Origin of the sequence: Actinotalea lenta (assembly GCF_030586465.1) — a bacterium.
Lineage (GTDB): Bacteria > Actinomycetota > Actinomycetes > Actinomycetales > Cellulomonadaceae > Actinotalea > Actinotalea lenta.
In genome coordinates, this window is the sequence record NZ_JAUQYP010000001.1 from 238,101 (window position 1) to 254,457 (window position 16,357).

The 16,357-nt window shown below is 74.5% G+C and carries 13 protein-coding genes; 4 read left to right on the forward strand and 9 right to left on the reverse strand.

From position 1 onward, the window contains the following. Positions 1–103 precede the first annotated feature (103 nt). The 4 genes from Q6348_RS01135 to Q6348_RS01150 all read right to left on the reverse strand — a co-directional run bounded on the left by Q6348_RS01135 (position 104) and on the right by Q6348_RS01150 (position 3,269). Positions 104–655 carry a NuoB/complex I 20 kDa subunit family protein gene (locus tag Q6348_RS01135; protein ID WP_304599499.1) on the reverse strand — a complete coding sequence of 184 codons (552 nt, stop codon included), beginning with the start codon at positions 653–655 and terminating at the stop codon, positions 104–106. Between the two features lie 40 nt (positions 656–695). Beyond that, positions 696–1,058, reverse strand: coding sequence for an NADH-quinone oxidoreductase subunit A (locus Q6348_RS01140; protein WP_304599500.1), 363 nt, complete (start codon positions 1,056–1,058; stop codon positions 696–698). Between the two features lie 85 nt (positions 1,059–1,143). Beyond that, positions 1,144–2,430 (reverse strand): geranylgeranyl reductase family protein, encoded by a 1,287-nt coding sequence (locus Q6348_RS01145; protein WP_304599501.1) that lies wholly within the window; start codon positions 2,428–2,430, stop codon positions 1,144–1,146. A gap of 125 nt (positions 2,431–2,555) precedes the next feature. Next, positions 2,556–3,269: a demethylmenaquinone methyltransferase gene (locus Q6348_RS01150; protein ID WP_434062031.1), complete on the reverse strand. Its 714-nt coding sequence runs from the start codon at positions 3,267–3,269 to the stop codon at positions 2,556–2,558. 256 nt (positions 3,270–3,525) lie between these two features. On the opposite strand from Q6348_RS01150, the gene Q6348_RS01155 reads away from it, so the two are divergent. Continuing rightward, positions 3,526–4,815: an isochorismate synthase gene (locus Q6348_RS01155; protein WP_304599503.1), complete on the forward strand. Its 1,290-nt coding sequence runs from the start codon at positions 3,526–3,528 to the stop codon at positions 4,813–4,815. Between the two features lie 323 nt (positions 4,816–5,138). Here Q6348_RS01155 and Q6348_RS01160 read toward each other — a convergent pair whose 3' ends face one another. The 3 genes from Q6348_RS01160 to Q6348_RS01170 form a co-directional block, all read right to left on the reverse strand. Then, the gene (locus Q6348_RS01160) at positions 5,139–6,707 is read right to left on the reverse strand and encodes a trypsin-like peptidase domain-containing protein (protein ID WP_304599504.1); all 1,569 of its coding nucleotides are present in this window, start codon (positions 6,705–6,707) and stop codon (positions 5,139–5,141) included. Between the two features lie 148 nt (positions 6,708–6,855). Beyond that, positions 6,856–8,622 carry a 2-succinyl-5-enolpyruvyl-6-hydroxy-3-cyclohexene-1-carboxylic-acid synthase gene (menD, locus tag Q6348_RS01165; protein ID WP_304599505.1) on the reverse strand — a complete coding sequence of 589 codons (1,767 nt, stop codon included), beginning with the start codon at positions 8,620–8,622 and terminating at the stop codon, positions 6,856–6,858. Then, positions 8,619–9,602 carry an o-succinylbenzoate synthase gene (locus Q6348_RS01170; protein WP_304599506.1) on the reverse strand — a complete coding sequence of 328 codons (984 nt, stop codon included), beginning with the start codon at positions 9,600–9,602 and terminating at the stop codon, positions 8,619–8,621. Before Q6348_RS01170 ends, menD begins: the two co-directional genes overlap by 4 nt. Before the next feature lie 40 nt (positions 9,603–9,642). On the opposite strand from Q6348_RS01170, the gene Q6348_RS01175 reads away from it, so the two are divergent. Further along, positions 9,643–10,587, forward strand: coding sequence for a 1,4-dihydroxy-2-naphthoyl-CoA synthase (locus Q6348_RS01175; RefSeq protein WP_304599507.1), 945 nt, complete (start codon positions 9,643–9,645; stop codon positions 10,585–10,587). Positions 10,588–10,601: 14 nt separating this feature from the next. Here the strand turns inward: Q6348_RS01175 and Q6348_RS01180 are convergent, their stop codons facing one another. Both Q6348_RS01180 and Q6348_RS01185 read right to left on the reverse strand, forming a co-directional pair. Then, on the reverse strand, positions 10,602–13,016 hold the full coding sequence (locus Q6348_RS01180) for a putative bifunctional diguanylate cyclase/phosphodiesterase (protein ID WP_304599508.1): 2,415 nt from the start codon (positions 13,014–13,016) through the stop codon (positions 10,602–10,604). A 76-nt stretch (positions 13,017–13,092) separates the two neighbouring features. Continuing rightward, the gene (locus Q6348_RS01185) at positions 13,093–14,175 is read right to left on the reverse strand and encodes a DUF3048 domain-containing protein (RefSeq protein WP_304599509.1); all 1,083 of its coding nucleotides are present in this window, start codon (positions 14,173–14,175) and stop codon (positions 13,093–13,095) included. A gap of 83 nt (positions 14,176–14,258) precedes the next feature. Here Q6348_RS01185 and Q6348_RS01190 point away from each other — a divergent pair, with 83 nt between their 5' ends. Both Q6348_RS01190 and Q6348_RS01195 read left to right on the forward strand, forming a co-directional pair. Then, a complete protein-coding gene (locus Q6348_RS01190) occupies positions 14,259–15,386 on the forward strand; it encodes an AMP-binding protein (RefSeq protein ID WP_350339629.1) in 1,128 nt (375 codons plus the stop codon). After that, entirely contained in the window at positions 15,386–16,255 is an 870-nt protein-coding gene (locus tag Q6348_RS01195; protein ID WP_304599510.1) for a 1,4-dihydroxy-2-naphthoate polyprenyltransferase, read from the forward strand. Before Q6348_RS01190 ends, Q6348_RS01195 begins: the two co-directional genes overlap by 1 nt. The last annotated feature ends 102 nt before the right edge of the window (positions 16,256–16,357 follow it).

Consider the following 16,357-nt stretch of genomic DNA (forward strand, 5'->3'; position numbering starts at 1 on the left):
GCCTCGACGGTGGTCTGCGGGGTGTCGCCGCCCTCGGCGCCGACCGGTGCGTCGCCGGCCTTCGCCGCGGCCGAGGCGTCCTTCTTCTCGTCGCTAGCGTCGCTCACCGCAGCAGCCCCTTCATCTGGGAGGTCGGGGTGGCCTCGAGAGCCGCGGCCTCCGCGGCGCGCGCCGCCTCCTCACGGTCGACCCCCAGCGGAGACTGCTGGACCTGGTCGTGCAGCGCGAGGATCGCGTTCAGGAGCATCTCCGGTCGCGGCGGGCAGCCGGGCAGGTAGATGTCCACCGGCACCACGTGGTCGACGCCCTGGACGATGGCGTAGTTGTTGAACATCCCGCCCGAGGACGCGCACACGCCCATCGACAGCACCCACTTGGGCTCGGACATCTGGTCGTAGACCTGGCGCACGATCGGGGCCATCTTCTGGCTGACGCGCCCCGCGACGATCATCAGGTCCGCCTGCCGCGGCGACGCGCGGAACACCTCCATGCCGAACCGGGACATGTCGAACCGGGGGGTACCGGTCGCCATCATCTCGATCGCACAGCAGGCCAGGCCGAACGTCACCGGCCACATCGACGCCTTGCGGAAGTAGCCCGCCAGGCCCTCGATGGTGGTCAGCAGGATCCCGGACGGGGCCTCCTCGATGCCCATGGCCTGCCTCCTTCCTCTCGTCGTTCGTGCTGCAGCCCGGTCAGTCCCACTCGAACCCGCCGCGGCGCCACTCGTAGACGAACGGCACCGTGATGAGAACCAGGAAGGTGAGCATCGCGACCACGCCGAACATGGCGAGCGCGTCGAACGCCACCGCCCACGGATACATGAAGACGACCTCGATGTCGAAGACGATGAAGGTCATCGCGACCAGGTAGTACTTGATCGGGAAGCGTCCGCCGCCGATGGCGTGCGGCGTCGGGTCGATCCCGCACTCGTACGCCTCGAGCTTGGCGCGGTTGTACCGCTTGGGGCCGATGATCGCGCTCGCCCCCACCCCACCGAGGGCGAGCACGGCCGCCACCGTCATGAGCACGAGGATCGGCACGTACGGGTTGCTCATCTCGTCCTCCAGCTCTGTCCCGCGCGGTGCGGGCCGTGGTGCAGCGACGGCCGGTGGCGCTGGGTCCCAGCCGAGTTTTCTCGGGTCATGCCGCAGGCGCAATTCGCGTCAGCGCGGCGATGAAACGGTCGGACGCATCGCCCCCGTGCGGGTCCCACACGTCCGACAGCAGCTTCAGTGTGAGGCGCATCAACGCCGGCCGGGGCAGACCGTACCGCGTCAGGACGCGCATCACGTCAGGGCGCTCGATGATCCGCACGAATGCCCGGCCCAGGGTGTAGTAGCCACCGAGCTCGTCGGCCATCACACCCGGGTAGGTTGCCAGCACCCGGTCGCGCTGCGCGTCGGTGGCTCGCGCGCGGGCCTGCACGATCACCTCGGCGGCCCGACGGGCGGCCTGCATCGCGTAGGCGATCCCCTCGCCGTTGAACGGGTTGACCATGCCGCCGGCGTCCCCGACCAGCAGGACGCCGCGATGGTAGAGCGGCTTCCGGTTGAACGCCATCGGCAAGGCCGCCGAGCGCACCGGGCCGATCTGGTTCTCGGGCGTGAACTCCCACTCCGGAGGCAGGTGGGACACCCAGCGCTGCAGGAGGTCCTTGTAGTCGATCTTCGTGGCGGCCGCCGTGGAGCTCACCGATCCGAGGCCGACGTTCGCGGTGCCGTCGCCGAGACCGAAGATCCAGCCGTACCCCGGCAGCAGCGCCGAACGTCCCGGGGGGCCGTCCCACAGCTCGAGGTGGGACTCCATCCAGTCGTCGTCGTGTCGCGGGGTGCGGAAGTACGTGCGCACGGCCACGCCCATCGGGCGCCGCGGGTCCTTCTCCAGGCCGAGCGCGAGCGCGAACCGCCCGGACACGCCGTCGGCGGCGACCACCACGGGCGCACGGTAGGTGACCTCGTCGCCTGTTCGACGACCGCTGGCGTCGACCGGGCGTGCCGTGACGCCGACCACGCGGCCCGTGCGCTCGTCGGTCACCGGGCCGGTGACCTGCGTCCGCTCCTGGATGCGGGCGCCCGCGGCGCGGGCGTGCACGGCCAGCGTCTGGTCGAAGTCCTTGCGGGTCCGGCTCACCCCGTAGTCCGGGAAGGTCTCCGTCTGCGGCCAGGGCAGGTGGATGACGTGCCCGCCGCCGCGCACCCGCAGGCCCTTGTTGCGGATCCAGCCGTCCTCGGGGCGCATCGGCACGCCCATCGCGACGAGCTCGCGCACCGAGCGGGGCGTGAAGCCGTCGCCGCAGACCTTCTCCCGGGGGAACTCGGTCTTCTCCAGCACGAGGACGTCCACTCCGGCGGCCGCGAGGTAGAAGGCCACGGTCGATCCTGCGGGACCTGCGCCGACGACGATCACGTCAGCGTCGGGGGTCACCACCAGAGTCCTGCCTTCGATCCTTGTGAACAGATTCACGAACGAGCCGTGCCAATCCTAGTGCCCCGTGGGACCTTGGGCCGCACACGCCCATCGGGCGGACGGGGATCACCAGGGACCGAGGTCTGTCACCCCCTCGTGCGCGGGTCGTGCCCCGGCCGCACGCCCCGGTGCATCGCGACGATGCCTCCCGAGAGGTTGCGGTACGCGACCCGGCTCCAGCCCGCGCCGGCCATCAGTGCGGCGAAGTCCCCCTGGTCGGGCCAGCTGCGGATCGACTCGGCGAGGTACACGTAGGCGTCGGGGTCACGCGAGACGGCACGCGCGACGGCGGGCAGCGCGCGCATCAGGTACTCCGTGTACACCGTGCGGAACACCAGGTCCGTCGGCCGTGAGAACTCGGTCACCACGAGCCGCCCCCCGGGGCGTGTGACGCGCAGCATCTCGGCGAGCGCGGCGCGGGTGTCCACGACGTTGCGCAGCCCGAACGAGATCGTCACGGCGTCGAAGGACCCGTCGGCGAACGGCAGTCGCGTCGCGTCCCCGGCGGTGAAGGCCAGGTCCGGGCGGCGGCGCTTGCCCACCGCGAGCATGCCGACCGAGAAGTCGCACGGGACCACATGCACGCCCGCGGCGTCGAACGGCTCGCTCGACGTACCGGTACCGGCCGCGAGGTCCAGCACGACCTCACCGGGACGCGCTCCGACGGCCTCGACGGTCGCCGTCCGCCAGCGGCGGTCCTGGCCGAGCGAGATCACGTCGTTCGTCAGGTCGTACCGGTGGGCGATGGCGTCGAACATCGCCGCGACCTCACCGGGTCGCTTCTCCAGACTCGCGCGCATGCCCGCCATCCTCCCAGCCCTCCGCGGGTGCCCCGAACGCGCCGGGGCGCCGAGCCCCCGCCCCGGGGTCGGCCCGACCGCCCCGTCGGCGTCACTCTCCCCCCAACCGAGACGCGCACACCCAGGCGAGTGCTGCACCTGGAGGCACACCTCTGGACTGGATGTGCGCCGCTCGACGGGGGTGGGGGTGGGGGTGGGGGTGGGGGTGGGGTGGGCGGACGGAGGTGGGGGGCTCGGGGATCTAGGCTTGGGGGCGATGACACTCGGCCCCTCCCCCGACGGCGCGCAGACCCTGCCGGCGCCGCTGGTCGCCCGTACCGTGCGCGTCGACCCCGAGGACCTGCCCGCCGACCTGATGGACCTGCTGCCGCCCGAGGGCGGCAACGCGTGGGTGCGGCGCGGGGACGGCCTGGTCGCATGGGGCGAGGTCGCGGCCCTGCGCACGGAGGGCGAGGACCGGTTCGCCGACGCCGATGCGGCCTGGCGCACCGCCATGGCGCACGCCGTCGTCCGCGACGAGGTCCGGCTGCCGGGCACCGGGCCGGTCGCGTTCGCGTCCTTCGCGTTCGCCGACGACTCCCCCGCCGGCGGCATCCTCGTCGTCCCGCGCGTGGTGGTGGGCCGGCGCGGCGAGGACGCGTGGCTCACCACCGTCGACGTCGGCGCGATGGCGCCCGCGGCGCGGCTCGAGCCGACGGAGCCACCACTCGGCCCGGGCGACGTCACGTACCGCCCCGGCGGCCTGAGCCCGGACGCCTGGCGCTCCGCCGTGGCCGAGGCCGTCGCCGCGATCCGCGCCGGTCGGCTGGACAAGGTCGTGCTGGCGCGCGACGTCGAGGCGCGCACGGCGCACCCGCTCGACCCCCGCTGGGTCCTGCACCGGCTCGCGACGGACTACCCGGGGTGCTGGACGTTCTCGGTGGGCGGCCTGGTGGGCGCGACCCCGGAGCTGCTGGTCCGCTCCGAGAAGGGCCTGGTCACCTCGCGCGTGCTCGCGGGGACGATCCGGCGGACCGGTGACGACGACGCCGACCTGGCTCACGCGGGCGTGCTGGCCCACTCCTCGAAGGACCTCGAGGAGCACGAGTACGCGGTCGCCTCGCTGACCAGGGCGCTCGAGCCGTTCTGCTCCTCGACGAACGTCCCGGAGACGCCGTTCGTGCTGCACCTGCCCAACGTGCTGCACCTGGCGACCGACGTCACGGGAGTGCTGGGCGAGGAGGGCACGTCGAGCCTCGCACTCGCCGCGGCCCTGCACCCGACCGCAGCGGTGGCAGGAACGCCCACCGCCGACGCCGTGACCCTGCTGGCCCGGCTCGAACGGATGGACCGCGGGCGGTACGCAGGCCCGGTCGGCTGGCTCGGCGCGGACGGGGACGGAGAGTGGGGCATCGGGCTGCGGTCCGCCGAGCTGGATGCCGACGACCAGCACCGGCTGCGCTTGTTCGCGGGCTGCGGGATCGTCGCGGCGTCGGTGCCCGACTCCGAGCTCGCCGAGTCGGAGGCGAAGCTCGAGCCCATGCGGCACGCCCTCGGCGAGGACTAGAGCCGCCAGACCGACCCCCGTGCTCTGCGCGAGCACGGGCACCCCAGGCAGGGCGCGCACCCACCTGTGGCCACCGCGGCGCCCACCCCCGCCCACCGCACCCACTCACCCACCTAGCCGCGAGTGGTGCACATGCAGGCGAGTGGTGCACCTGCGGGCGCACCACTCGCCTGCATGTGCACCACTCGACGGCGGGTGCGGAGGCGCGGCGACGGCGGGTGGCGGGCCGACGCCTCGTGCGGACCTACGGCGGCGGGCCGGGACGCTCGCGCCGTGAGCGTCCCGGCCCGCACCGGGGGGGTCAAGGTGTCCGTCGGGCTGTGTCAGCCCCCTTGACCCCAGGGCAGGCTCGGCAGGGAGGGGGACTGACCCTGCTGCGAGCCGGAGGTGGTGGAGCCGCTCATCGCGGCGAACGTCACGTCCACGCTGAAGGACTTGCCGTCGCGGACCACGGTGAGCGTGGCGGACTGGCCGGCGGCCAGTGCTCGCACGTACCCGGTCAGGGACTCGGCCCCGCTGACCGGCTGGTTGTCGATCGCCACGATCACGTCACCGGCCCGCAGGTCGGCCGACGCCGCGGGTGTCCCGGGGGACACGGAGTGGATCTTCGCGCCCATCCGGGTGACGCCGTCGGCGGTCGCCTGACCGTCGGTCAGCTCGACACCGAGGAAGGCGTGGCTCGCCGTGCCGTCCTTGAGCAGCTCGGCGCCGATCCGGTCCGCCAGGTTCGACGGGATCGCGAACCCGAGCCCGATCGAGCCGGAGGACTGCGACAAGGACGCGATCGAGGACGTGATGCCGATGACCTCACCCTTGGCGTCGAACAGCGGACCACCGCTGTTGCCGGGGTTGATCGCCGCATCGATCTGGATCGCGTTCGTCACGACCGGCTGACCGCCGCCCTCCGACGTGGACACCGGGCGGTCGAGCGCCGAGACGATGCCCGTGGTCGCCGTGCTGGACAGACCGAGCGGGTTGCCCACCGCCATCACGGGCTCGCCGACGACGACCTTGGAGGAGTCGCCGAGCGTCGCGGGCTTGAGGTCGCTCGGCGGGTTGGTGAGCGAGACCACGGCGAGGTCCGTCGTGGGGTCGGTGCCAGCCACGGTGGCCGGGAACACACGCCCGTCGGACAGCGTGACCGTGATGCCGCCCTGGGTCGCCCCGGCGACGACGTGGTTGTTGGTGAGGATGTGACCCTTGGTGTCCACGACCACACCGGAGCCCTCGGCGACGCCCCCGTTGAGCTGGACCTTGATGGCCACCACGGACGGACGCACGGCGTTGGCCACGGCCTCCCAGTCCGGGTTGGACACCGTCGATCCGGAGACCGGCACCGCCTCCGAGGAGGTCGCGCCCAGGCTGTCGATCGACACCGCGGTGTGCGCGGGGTGGCTGAACCCGATCACGAGACCGGCGGTGGCCACGCTCGCGATGAGCGCGGCGCCGGCAGCGGTGCCGACGAGCGGCATCCACCGGTGCTCCCGCTTGGGGCGCTCGGGCGTCGCGACGGAACCGATCGACCACCCGGGGGGCGGGGTGCCCTGCCCGTGCGGCTGCTGGTAGTAGGGCGGGGTGGGCTGATGGGTGAAGCCGGGATGCTGGGGTCCGGGGTTGGTCTGCGGGCCCGGCTGGCCCTGCGGACCGGTGGGCATGTGCGGACCGGGGTTGGCCTGCGGACCGGGGTGACCCTGCTGCGGGTAGCCGGCAGGCGGGGTCTGGTGGGCCGGCTGGGACGCGGCCTGCTGACCCTGCTCGGGTGCGGCCTGCTGACCTGGCTGCGGCTCCTGGGGGTGGCCCGGGCTCACCCACGGCGCCGCAGTACGCGGGTCGCGCTGCGACTCTGGGGTGTGACCGGCCTGCGGGTCGGGCCGGTTCTCGTACGGGTGCATGTGGGAACCTCCTTCGATCCCCTACTCAAGACCACCCGCCTGGCGCGGACCTGGAACGAACCTGGGAGTCCGCTGAGAGTGCCCGCGGCGCGCGTGCACGGCCCGCTCGTCGCCCTCCCGGGACCCCGCGGACGGCGGCCCGAGCGCTTCACTGCAGATCGGCCAGCGCCACGTGGACGGCGTCCGCGAGCCGCCCGGTCAGGGCTCGGCGTTCCGCCCGGTCCACCGGGACCTCGAGCACCTCGAGCCCCTGCACGGGCCGCGCGAGCGCCGCCGGGAGCTCGTCCACGTCGACCCGGCGGTGCGGCACGCCGTAGCCCGCGCACAGCGCGCCCAGGTCGGCGCGGTGCGGGGTGGCCATGACCCGCTCGGCCAGGTGTGCCAGCCGACGCTCGCCGTGCTCGAGCGTGGCGAAGATCGACCCCCCGCCGTCGGCCGCCACCACGACCTGCAGGTCCGGACGGGGCTCGTCGGGACCCATCAGGAGCGCGCCCGCATCGTGCAGGAAGGCCAGGTCGCCCACATAGGCGCGCACGGGTCGCCCGAGCCCCAACGACAACCCGGCCGCGGTGGACAGCGTCCCGTCGATCCCGGCGAGGCCGCGGTTGGCCACCACGAGCGGCGGATCCTCCCACCGTGCGACCAGGTCGAGGTCCCGGACCGGGTTGCTGGCGGAGACCACGAGCACGTCCTGAGGGCCCAGCGAGGAGGCCACGACGGCGGCGAGCAACGGCCCGGAGGCGGCGTCGGCGCTCTCGGCTGCGAGCACGTCCGCGACCGCGCCGGCGGCCAGCACCCCGGCCCGGCGCCACCGCCCCAGCCAGTCCAGACCCGCGCCGAGGTTTCCCCGCAGGAGGGAGCCGGGCACCCCGGGGACCACCTGATCGGCCCGACGGGCCGCGTCGGGCCAGTCGCGGCCCTGCTCGGCGATCACCATCACCTCGACGTCGGGACGGGCGAGCAGCGCCTGCACCGGGCGGGACAGCGTCGGCCGGCCCAGCACCACGACGCGCTGCACCGCGCCGCCGAGCTCCGGGTGGTCCAGCAGCAGCCGGTACGCGGCGATGGCGTTCGGCCCGCCTCCTGCACCCGAGGAGGGCTCGGCAAGCAGCGGCCACTCGTTGGCGTGGGCCACCACGGAGGCCTCCGGGCCGGCCCCGTCACCGGCCACCACCACGGTCCGCACGCCGTCCGGCGGCGAGACCGGCCGCGCCACGTCGGAGAACGCGGCCAGCTCCGCTCCTGCGGGGGTGCCGGGATGCGCGAGCACCCGGGTCAGGCCGTCCGCGGAACGCTCCGGCCACGGCCCGTCCGGCACCAGCGGCTCGCGGTAGGCGAGGTTCACGTGCACCGGACCCGGTGTGTGGTCCCGGGTGCCGAGCGCGACGGCGACCACCCGGGCCGCCAGGTTGCGCAGGTCACGTTCCTCGTCGGGCAGCCCCACGGGTGCGGGGACGTCCACCGACAGCCGCACAGCCGGCGCGAGCAGGCCCACCTGCTCGGTGGTCTGGTTGGCGCCGGTGCCGCGCAGCTCGTGCGGTCGGTCCGCGGTGAGCAGCAGCAGGGGCAGGCCCGCGTGCCGGGCCTCGAGCACCGCGGGCAGCAGGTGCGCCGGCGCCGTGCCCGACGTGGTCACGACGGCGACGGCTCGCGGCTCCTTGCGCGCCTTGGCCGCGCGAGCCAGGCCCAGCGCGAGGAAGCCCGCGACCCGCTCGTCCACCCGCACGTGCACGCGCAGCCGCGGCGCGCGGAGGTCGCGCGCCGGATGGTCGGGCGGCAGCGCGGCCTCCGCAGCGGCGTAGGCCAGCGGTGCGCTGCGCGAGCCCGGAGCAACCACGACGTCGGCGACGCCCAGGTCGGCCAGCGCCTGCATCAGCGTCCGGGCCGCCCGAGCGGCCGGGGGGTTGGGCGTCACCGGTCCTCCTGCGCTGCGAGTGCGACGACCCGGTCCAGACGCGTGCGCCACCGACGGTCGAGCTCGGGGTCGGCGACGTGCCGGGCCAGCAGGTCCTCCGCGGGAGCCACCGGCCCGGACGGGACGGGCAGCTCACCGTCCGTCACGTCTGGTGGGTCCGCCACGACGTCGTCGAGCATGAGCTGCGCGGTGGCCAACCCGCAGGCGTAGGGCAGCTCCGGCAGCGCGCCGGCGAGCGCGAGACCGGCCGCCAGGCCCACGGAGCTCTCCAACGCCGAGGACACCACCACGGGCAGCCCGGCCTGCTCGGCCAGCTCCAGGCAGGCGCGCACGCCGCCCAGCGGCGCGACCTTGAGCACGAGCACGTCCGCCGCGCCGGCCCGGGCCACGGCGAGCGGGTCCTGCGCGCGGCGCACCGACTCGTCCGCGGCCACCGGCACGTCCGACGCGCGTCGCACGGCGGCGAGCTCGGGGACCGTCGCGCAGGGCTGCTCGACGTACTCCAGGCCTCCGGCGGCGCGGTCCAGCACGGGCAGCCGGGCGAGCGCGGTGGCCACGTCCCAGCGCCCGTTCACGTCGATCCGGATCGCGCCGCCCGGTCCGAGGGCGTCACGCACCGCCTCGAGCCTGGCGATCTCCTCTGCCAGGTCCTGACCGGCCTCGGCGACCTTGACCTTCGCGGTGCGGCACCCCCCCGAACCGGTGACCAGGGTGTGTGCCGTGCCCGCGTCCACAGCGGGCACGGTGACGTTCACCGGGACGCTGGGTCGCACCGGCTCGGGCCATCCTTCGTCAGCGGCCTCGAGGGCGGACCGCCACCAGGCCAGCGCAGCCGCGTCGTCGTAGTCCCAGAAGGGCGCGAACTCGCCCCATCCCGCGGTCCCACGCACGAGCATCCCGTCCCGCGAGGTCAGGCCGCGGAACCGGGTGCGCAGCCCGACCCGGTACACGTGCAGGTCGGTGGGGGACGGTGCGCTCATGACGGCCACCGTAGTGGCGGCGACCCCTACGCTGGCGGCCATGACAGCACTGCCGGACCAGGTCTCCGCGACGTTCGACCCGCAGCGCTGGCGCGAGGTCCCCGGCTTCGCCGATCTCACCGACGTGACGTACCACCGGGGTGTGCTGCGTGGCGACGCCGAGCGGGACCTGCCCGTGGTCCGGGTAGCGTTCCACCGCCCGGAGGTGCGCAACGCCTTCCGCCCGCACACCGTCGACGAGCTCTACCGCGTGCTCGACCACGCGCGCATGTCACCCGACGTGGGCGTCGTGCTGCTCACGGGCAACGGGCCCAGCCCCAAGGACGGCGGCTGGGCGTTCTGCTCCGGCGGCGACCAGCGCGTGCGGGGTCGCGACGGGTACCGCTACGCGACGGGCACCGGTGAGAGCGACCCGCTGGACGCCGCGCGGGCCGGCCGGCTGCACATCCTGGAGGTCCAGCGACTCATCCGGACGATGCCCAAGGTGGTCGTCGCCGTCGTCGACGGCTGGGCGGCCGGCGGTGGGCACTCGCTGCACGTGGTCGCGGACCTGACCATCGCGTGCCGCGAGCACGGCCGGTTCAAGCAGACCGACGCCGACGTCGGCTCGTTCGACGCCGGGTACGGCTCCGCGCTGCTGGCCCGCCAGGTCGGCCAGAAGCGCGCCCGGGAGATCTTCTTCCTGGCGCGGACGTACACCGCCGACGACGCCGAGCGCTGGGGTGCGATCAACGAGGTGGCCGAGCACGACGACCTCGAGGCCCTCGCGCTCGACTACGCCCGCACCATCGTCGGCAAGTCCCCCCAGGCCGTCCGGATGCTCAAGCTCGCGTTCAACCTCGCCGACGACGGCCTGGCCGGCCAGCAGGTGTTCGCCGGCGAGGCCACCAGGCTGGCGTACATGACCGACGAGGCCGTCGAGGGCCGGGACGCGTTCCTCCAGCGGCGCGAGCCGGACTGGTCCGCCTTCCCGTACCACTTCTGACGGCGCTGCGGCCGTCAGTCCAGCAGTGCGCCGAGGTCCTCGGCGCTCATCGGCCTTCCCAGGTGGAAACCCTGCGCGCGCGGGCACCCCAGGGCGCGGAGCGCCTCGAGCTGCTCGCTCGTCTCCACCCCTTCGGCCACCGCGCCCAGCCCCAGGGAGCCCGCGAGCCCGAGGATCGCCTCGGCCACCGCGGTGTCGCGCCCGCGGCCGCCGAGCCCGGCGACGAACGCGCGGTCGATCTTGACCTCGCTCACCGGGAACCGGGTGAGGTAGGCGAGCGAGGAGTAGCCGGTGCCGAAGTCGTCGATCGCGAGGCCGCACCCGGCACCGGTGACGCCCAGGAGCTCGGCCAGCACGTCGTCGCCCGCGCCCAGCAGCACGCGCTCGGTGATCTCCAGCTGGAGGCCGGCCGGGTCGACGTCCGCGGCCTGCGCAGCGTGCACCACCTGGTCCCGCAGCACCAGGTGGTGCACCTGGCGCGGCGAGACGTTGACGGACACGGTCAGGTCCGGACGCCGCCGCCGCCAGAGGGCGAGCTGCCGGGCGGCCTCGTCGAGCACCCAGGCACCGATGGGCAGGATGAGCCGGCTGTCCTCGGCGACGTCGAGGAACGCGGCGGGCGTCAGCGTGCCGTGCTGGGGGTGCTCCAACCGCAGCAGGGCCTCGGCGGAGACGACCCGGCCGGAGTCGAGGTCGCGGATGGGCTGGTAGAGGAGCCGGAAGCGCGCGCGTGCGAGCCCGGCACGCAGGTCCTCCTCGATCGCGAGCCGGTTCACCGCGATCGCGTGCAGCTCGTCGTCGTACAGCGCCCACGGCTCGCTGCTGTGGTGCTTGGCGTGGTACATCGCGACATCCGCATGCCGCAGCAGCTCCTCGGCCTGCGTTGCGCCGTCGTCGCTCACGGCGACGCCGATGCTCGGGCGGACCACCAGCTCCCGACCCGAGACGCGCAGCGGCTCCAGGACCGCGGCGTGCAGCCGTTCGGCGATGCGGACCGCTGCCAGGTCGTCGGACACCCGGGTGGCCACGACGAACTCGTCGCCCGCGAGGCGGGCCGCGGTGGCGTCCGCCCGCAGGACCGCACCGATCCGTCGCGCGACCTCCCGCAGGACCTCGTCGCCGGCGGCGTGGCCGAGCGTGTCGTTGATGTCCTTGAACCGGTCGAGGTCGAGGTAGAGCACCGCGAGGTGGCCGCCGGCCCGGTCCAGGCCGCGCGCCAGGACCCCGAGGTGGTCCAGCAGCAGTGAGCGGTTGGCGAGGCCGGTCAGGGGGTCGTGCAGCGCCCGCCGCTCGAGCTCGGCCTCGACCGCGCGACGTTCGGTGATGTCCTGGACGTGCGTGATGACGTACGTCGGGTGCCCGTGCACCGCCGCGGGAGCGGAGGACTTGCGCACCCACACGACGCTGCCGTCCGCGTGCAGCATGCGCTTCTCGCGCTGGAACGGCGCACGCTCACCCTCGACGAACCGCCGCAGCGTCGCGGAGTCGAGCTCGACGTCGTCCGGGTGCGTGAACTCGGCCCCCAGGTGACCGACCATCTCGTCCGGCGTCCGCCCGAGCATCGCGGCGAACGCCGCGTTCACCTGCACATAGCGACCGCCGGGAGCGACGTCTGCGATCGCCATCCCCACCGGGGCGTCGTCGAACGCCATGCGGAACCTGGCCTCGGACTCCACCAGTGCCTGCTCGGCGCGGTGCTTCGCGGTGCTGTCCCGCCAGGTCGCCACGATCGCGCCGGCCACGCGAGCCGCCCGCACGTCGACCACCCGCGCGCCGTCGGGCTCCGCGAGGTGGACGCCGTCGAGCGCCACGGGCGGACCACCGCGAGCGACCTCGAGGTACGCCTCGAACAGCTCGTCGGCGCCCAGTGCCACCATCGGCTCCCGGAGCAGCAAGCCCGGCTGGCCCCCCCACTGCCGGGCGGCGCGGTTGACGAACCAGACGCGCAGGTCGACCGGGTCGTCGGCGTCGTCCAGGACCGGCCTGGCGAGCAGCGAGGGGTCCGGGTGGTTCTCCAGCACCGCCTCGAACCGGGCCTCGGCGGCCGCCGCGGCCTGCTCCGCCTGCACCCGGTCGGTGACGTCGCGCCAGGTCAGGACCAGGCGGTCGGCCACGCGGGTGATCCGCAGGTCGACGAAGCGCACCGGTTCGGAGCGCAGCCGCGAGGGCACCGCGGACAGCGACACCTGCCGCCCCGAGCTGTAGGCCTCGACGTAGGCCGAGAAGCGCGGGGCGCGCCGCAGGCCCAGACCCGCGTCCACCTGAACGCCCGGCGCCGCACCCCAGGCGCGGGCCGCGGGGTTCGCGTAGTCGAGGACGAAGTCCGCGATCCGGGCGCCGTCGTGCACGGGGTGCGCCACCACCACGGGGTCGAGCACCTCGTCCAGCGCCTCGACCGCCCACCCCGGTCGTGCGTCGTCGCCGGCCATCCCCACCCCCTCGCCGATGATCAGGCTAGGACCGGCCCGGCCCGACGGCCACGGCAGGGGCCGCGACCCGCGTGCGTCAACCCCCCGCCGGGGGGTCGACCGTGAACGAGCCGGTGCCCTGCGGGACCAGCTCCACCCACGTGTTCCCGGGGGCCAGCAGCACGTCCTTGCCGTCCGCGGTGGTGAGCGTCACCGGTTGGTCCTGCGCGGTCTTGTGCCAGGTGGCCGGGATCGTCTTGCCACCCGTAGCGACCAGGGCCTGGCCCTCCCCCACGAGGTCGTAGGTCGGCACGGGGGCGCCCAGCTGGGCGAGGAAGCCGGAGGCGGGGTGCGGGGCGACGACCAGGACGACGTTCGTGGCCTGGATCCGTGACCCGTCCGCGACGACCGCGGGATCCTTGCCCTCCCAGCGCTGCCAGCCGTCGGCGCTCCAGCTCCAGGCAGGGTCGGACTGGCTGGACAGGTGCATCGAGATCTTCGTCGCATCGGTGCCCTGCAGGACGGCCGTCGCCTGCTGGGCGGTGCGCGCGAAGTGGAACTGCGCCGGGGGGGTCGAGGAGTGGCTCGCGTCGGCGTTCTGCACGAAGACCGGCACGTCGCCGTAGACGTTGTGCGGGGCCTGCCGCGTCGCGATCCGGTACATGCCCGGCGCGGCGTAGTCGTTGTTCATCCCCTGGATGCCCGCCTGGGGGACCATCGCGAGAATCCCCTCCTGCCCCCCGGAGAAGACCAGCGGTCCGTGCAGCGGCGCCACGATGGACATGTCCATCGGCCGCACGGACCGGATGGGCCCGATGTGGGTCGGCGTCTGGGAGTGGAACACCGCGACCAGCCTGGACACGTCGAAGTCGATGATGGTCTCCCAGACCATGTCGGCCTGGTTGAGCCCGCTCTGCGGACGCGCGAGGTGGCTGTTCTCGATCTTGACCGCGACGGCAGGGCGGTCGGGGAGCTCGGCGGTCTGCACGCCCGTCAACGGCCAGACCACCGGGACCTTCGGGGTCGGCGGCACGCTCCGGCTCGGCGTGATCGTCGGCGTCACGGTGACGGGCGGAGGCGCCTGCGGCGTCTGGGTGGAGCACCCGGCGAGCGCGAGCAGGGCGACGGCCAGCCCCGCCACGGTGCCGGACCACAGGGGTCGGCGGGTCACTGGGCGCACGGCAGGACTCCTTCGCGTCGCCGGTGGCATCGGGCCGCCCTCGAGGGCGCGGCCTCACTCTACGGCCCGCCTAGGGTGGGACGGTGCACAGACTGGTCCCGTGGCCCGTTGCCGGCCGCACCGCGGTCGACCTGGTCCGCGCCGTGGCGGCCGCGCTGGACGGCAGCGGCCCCGCGCTGGCGCCGCATGCGGGCGGCGTGACTCCTGCCCTGCCCGCCGACGTGCCCGACGGTGTCGCCGCGGTGCTCGCGACCTCGGGCTCGACGGGCAGGCCGCGCGGGGTGCTGCTGGACGCGGCCGCCCTGGTCGCCTCGGCCACCGCGACCCACGATCGCCTGGGCGGTCCAGGCCGCTGGGTGCTCGCCCTGCCGCCCGAGCACGTCGCGGGCCTGCAGGTCGTGGTGCGCTCCACGCTCGCCGGGGTCGAGCCCGTGCTCGCGGACCCTCGCGACATCGGGACGGTGGCCATGGCGGCCCGTGAGGGCCGCGTGCGCTACGCCGCGCTCGTGCCCACCCAGCTGCATCGCGCGATCGCGGGGGTTCGCGACCGCCTGCCGGCGGACCTCGCGGCGCTGGCCGGGCTCGAGGCGATCCTGGTGGGCGGTGCGGCCGTGCCGCCCACGCTCCTGGAGCACGGACGAGCCCTGGGGTTGCGCCTGGTCACCACCTACGGGTCGACGGAGACCAGCGGCGGCTGCGTCTACGACGGCGTCCCGCTGGACGGCGTGAGGGTGGAACTCGTCGACGATGTGGTGCGGGTGGCCGGGCCGACCCTGGCCCGCGGCTACACCGAGCCCACTGCCGACGCGTTCGTGGAGCGCGACCTGCGCCGCTGGTTCGTCACCTCCGACCTTGGCCGGTGGACCGCCGACGGCCGGCTGGAGGTCCTGGGCAGGCGCGACGACGTGCTCGTCGTGGGCGGGACGAACGTCGCGCCGCAGGCGGTGGAACGCGCGCTCGCGACGCTGCCCGAGATCGGGGAGGTCTGCGTGGTGGGCGTGCCCGACGAGCGATGGGGTCACGTGCCGGTCGCGGTGGTCGTCGCGCGTGCGCCCACCGACCTGCAACGGGCCCGGGACGTCGCGGTGCGTACCCTGGGCTCCGCCGCGGCCCCGCGCCGGCTCGTCGAGGTGGCTGCGCTGCCCATGCGCCCCTCGGGGAAGGTCGACCGGGCAGCCGTGGCGCGCCTGGTGACCGACGAGGAGGAGTGATGGCGACAGCAGCCGAGTGGCTCGAGGGCGCGCGCCCGCGCACGCTGCCGGCGGCACTCGCCCCCGTGCTGGTGGGCACGGGCGCTGCGGCGCAGCAGGGGTCGGCGCACCTGGACCGGGCGGCGCTCGCCGCGGGCGTCGCGCTCGCTCTCCAGGTCGGGGTCAACTTCGCCAACGACTACTCCGACGGCGTGCGCGGGACGGACCTGGAGCGGGTCGGCCCCATGCGGCTGACGGCCTCGGGCGCGGCCCCGCCGTCTCAGGTCCGTGGCGCCGCGTGGGCGGCGTTCGGGACGGGCGGGGTGCTCGGACTGTGGTTGTGTGCGCTCAGCGCCCAGTGGTGGCTCGTGGCCGTGGGGGCGGTCGCCGTCCTCGCGGCATGGACGTACACCGGGGGCCGCAACCCCTACGGCTACCGGGGCCTGGGTGAGGTCGGCGTGTTCGTGTTCTTCGGCCTGGTCGCGGTGCTCGGCACCACCTGGACGCAGGCCGGTCTCCCGCAGTGGCCGGCGTGGGCGGGCGCGGTCGGGGTCGGCCTGCTGGCCTGCGCGTTGCTGATGGTCAACAACATCCGCGACGTGCCCACCGACGCGGTCGCGGGCAAGCGCACCCTGGCGGTGCGCCTCGGTGAGCGCAGGGCACGGTGGCTGTACGCGACGTTCCTGTGGGTCCCCCTCGCGCTGGGCGCCACGTGCGCCCTGGTCGCCCCGTGGTCCCTGCTGGTCCTGCTGCTCGCGCTGCCGGTGGCGCTGCTGTCGAGCACCGTGGTCCTGGGCGCGCGCGGCACGCTGCTGCGCCCCGTGCTGGCGGGCACGGGGATGCTCGAGCTCGCCTTCGGCGTGCTGCTGGGCCTGGGCCTGGCCCTGTGAGCGCAGCCGCGGTCCGGCGGGCTCAGCGGGGCGGGAGGTAGCGAGGCGCGCTTCCCCGACGGTGCTCGGCGGCCCACGCGGCGAAGCGGCGCTCAGACACCG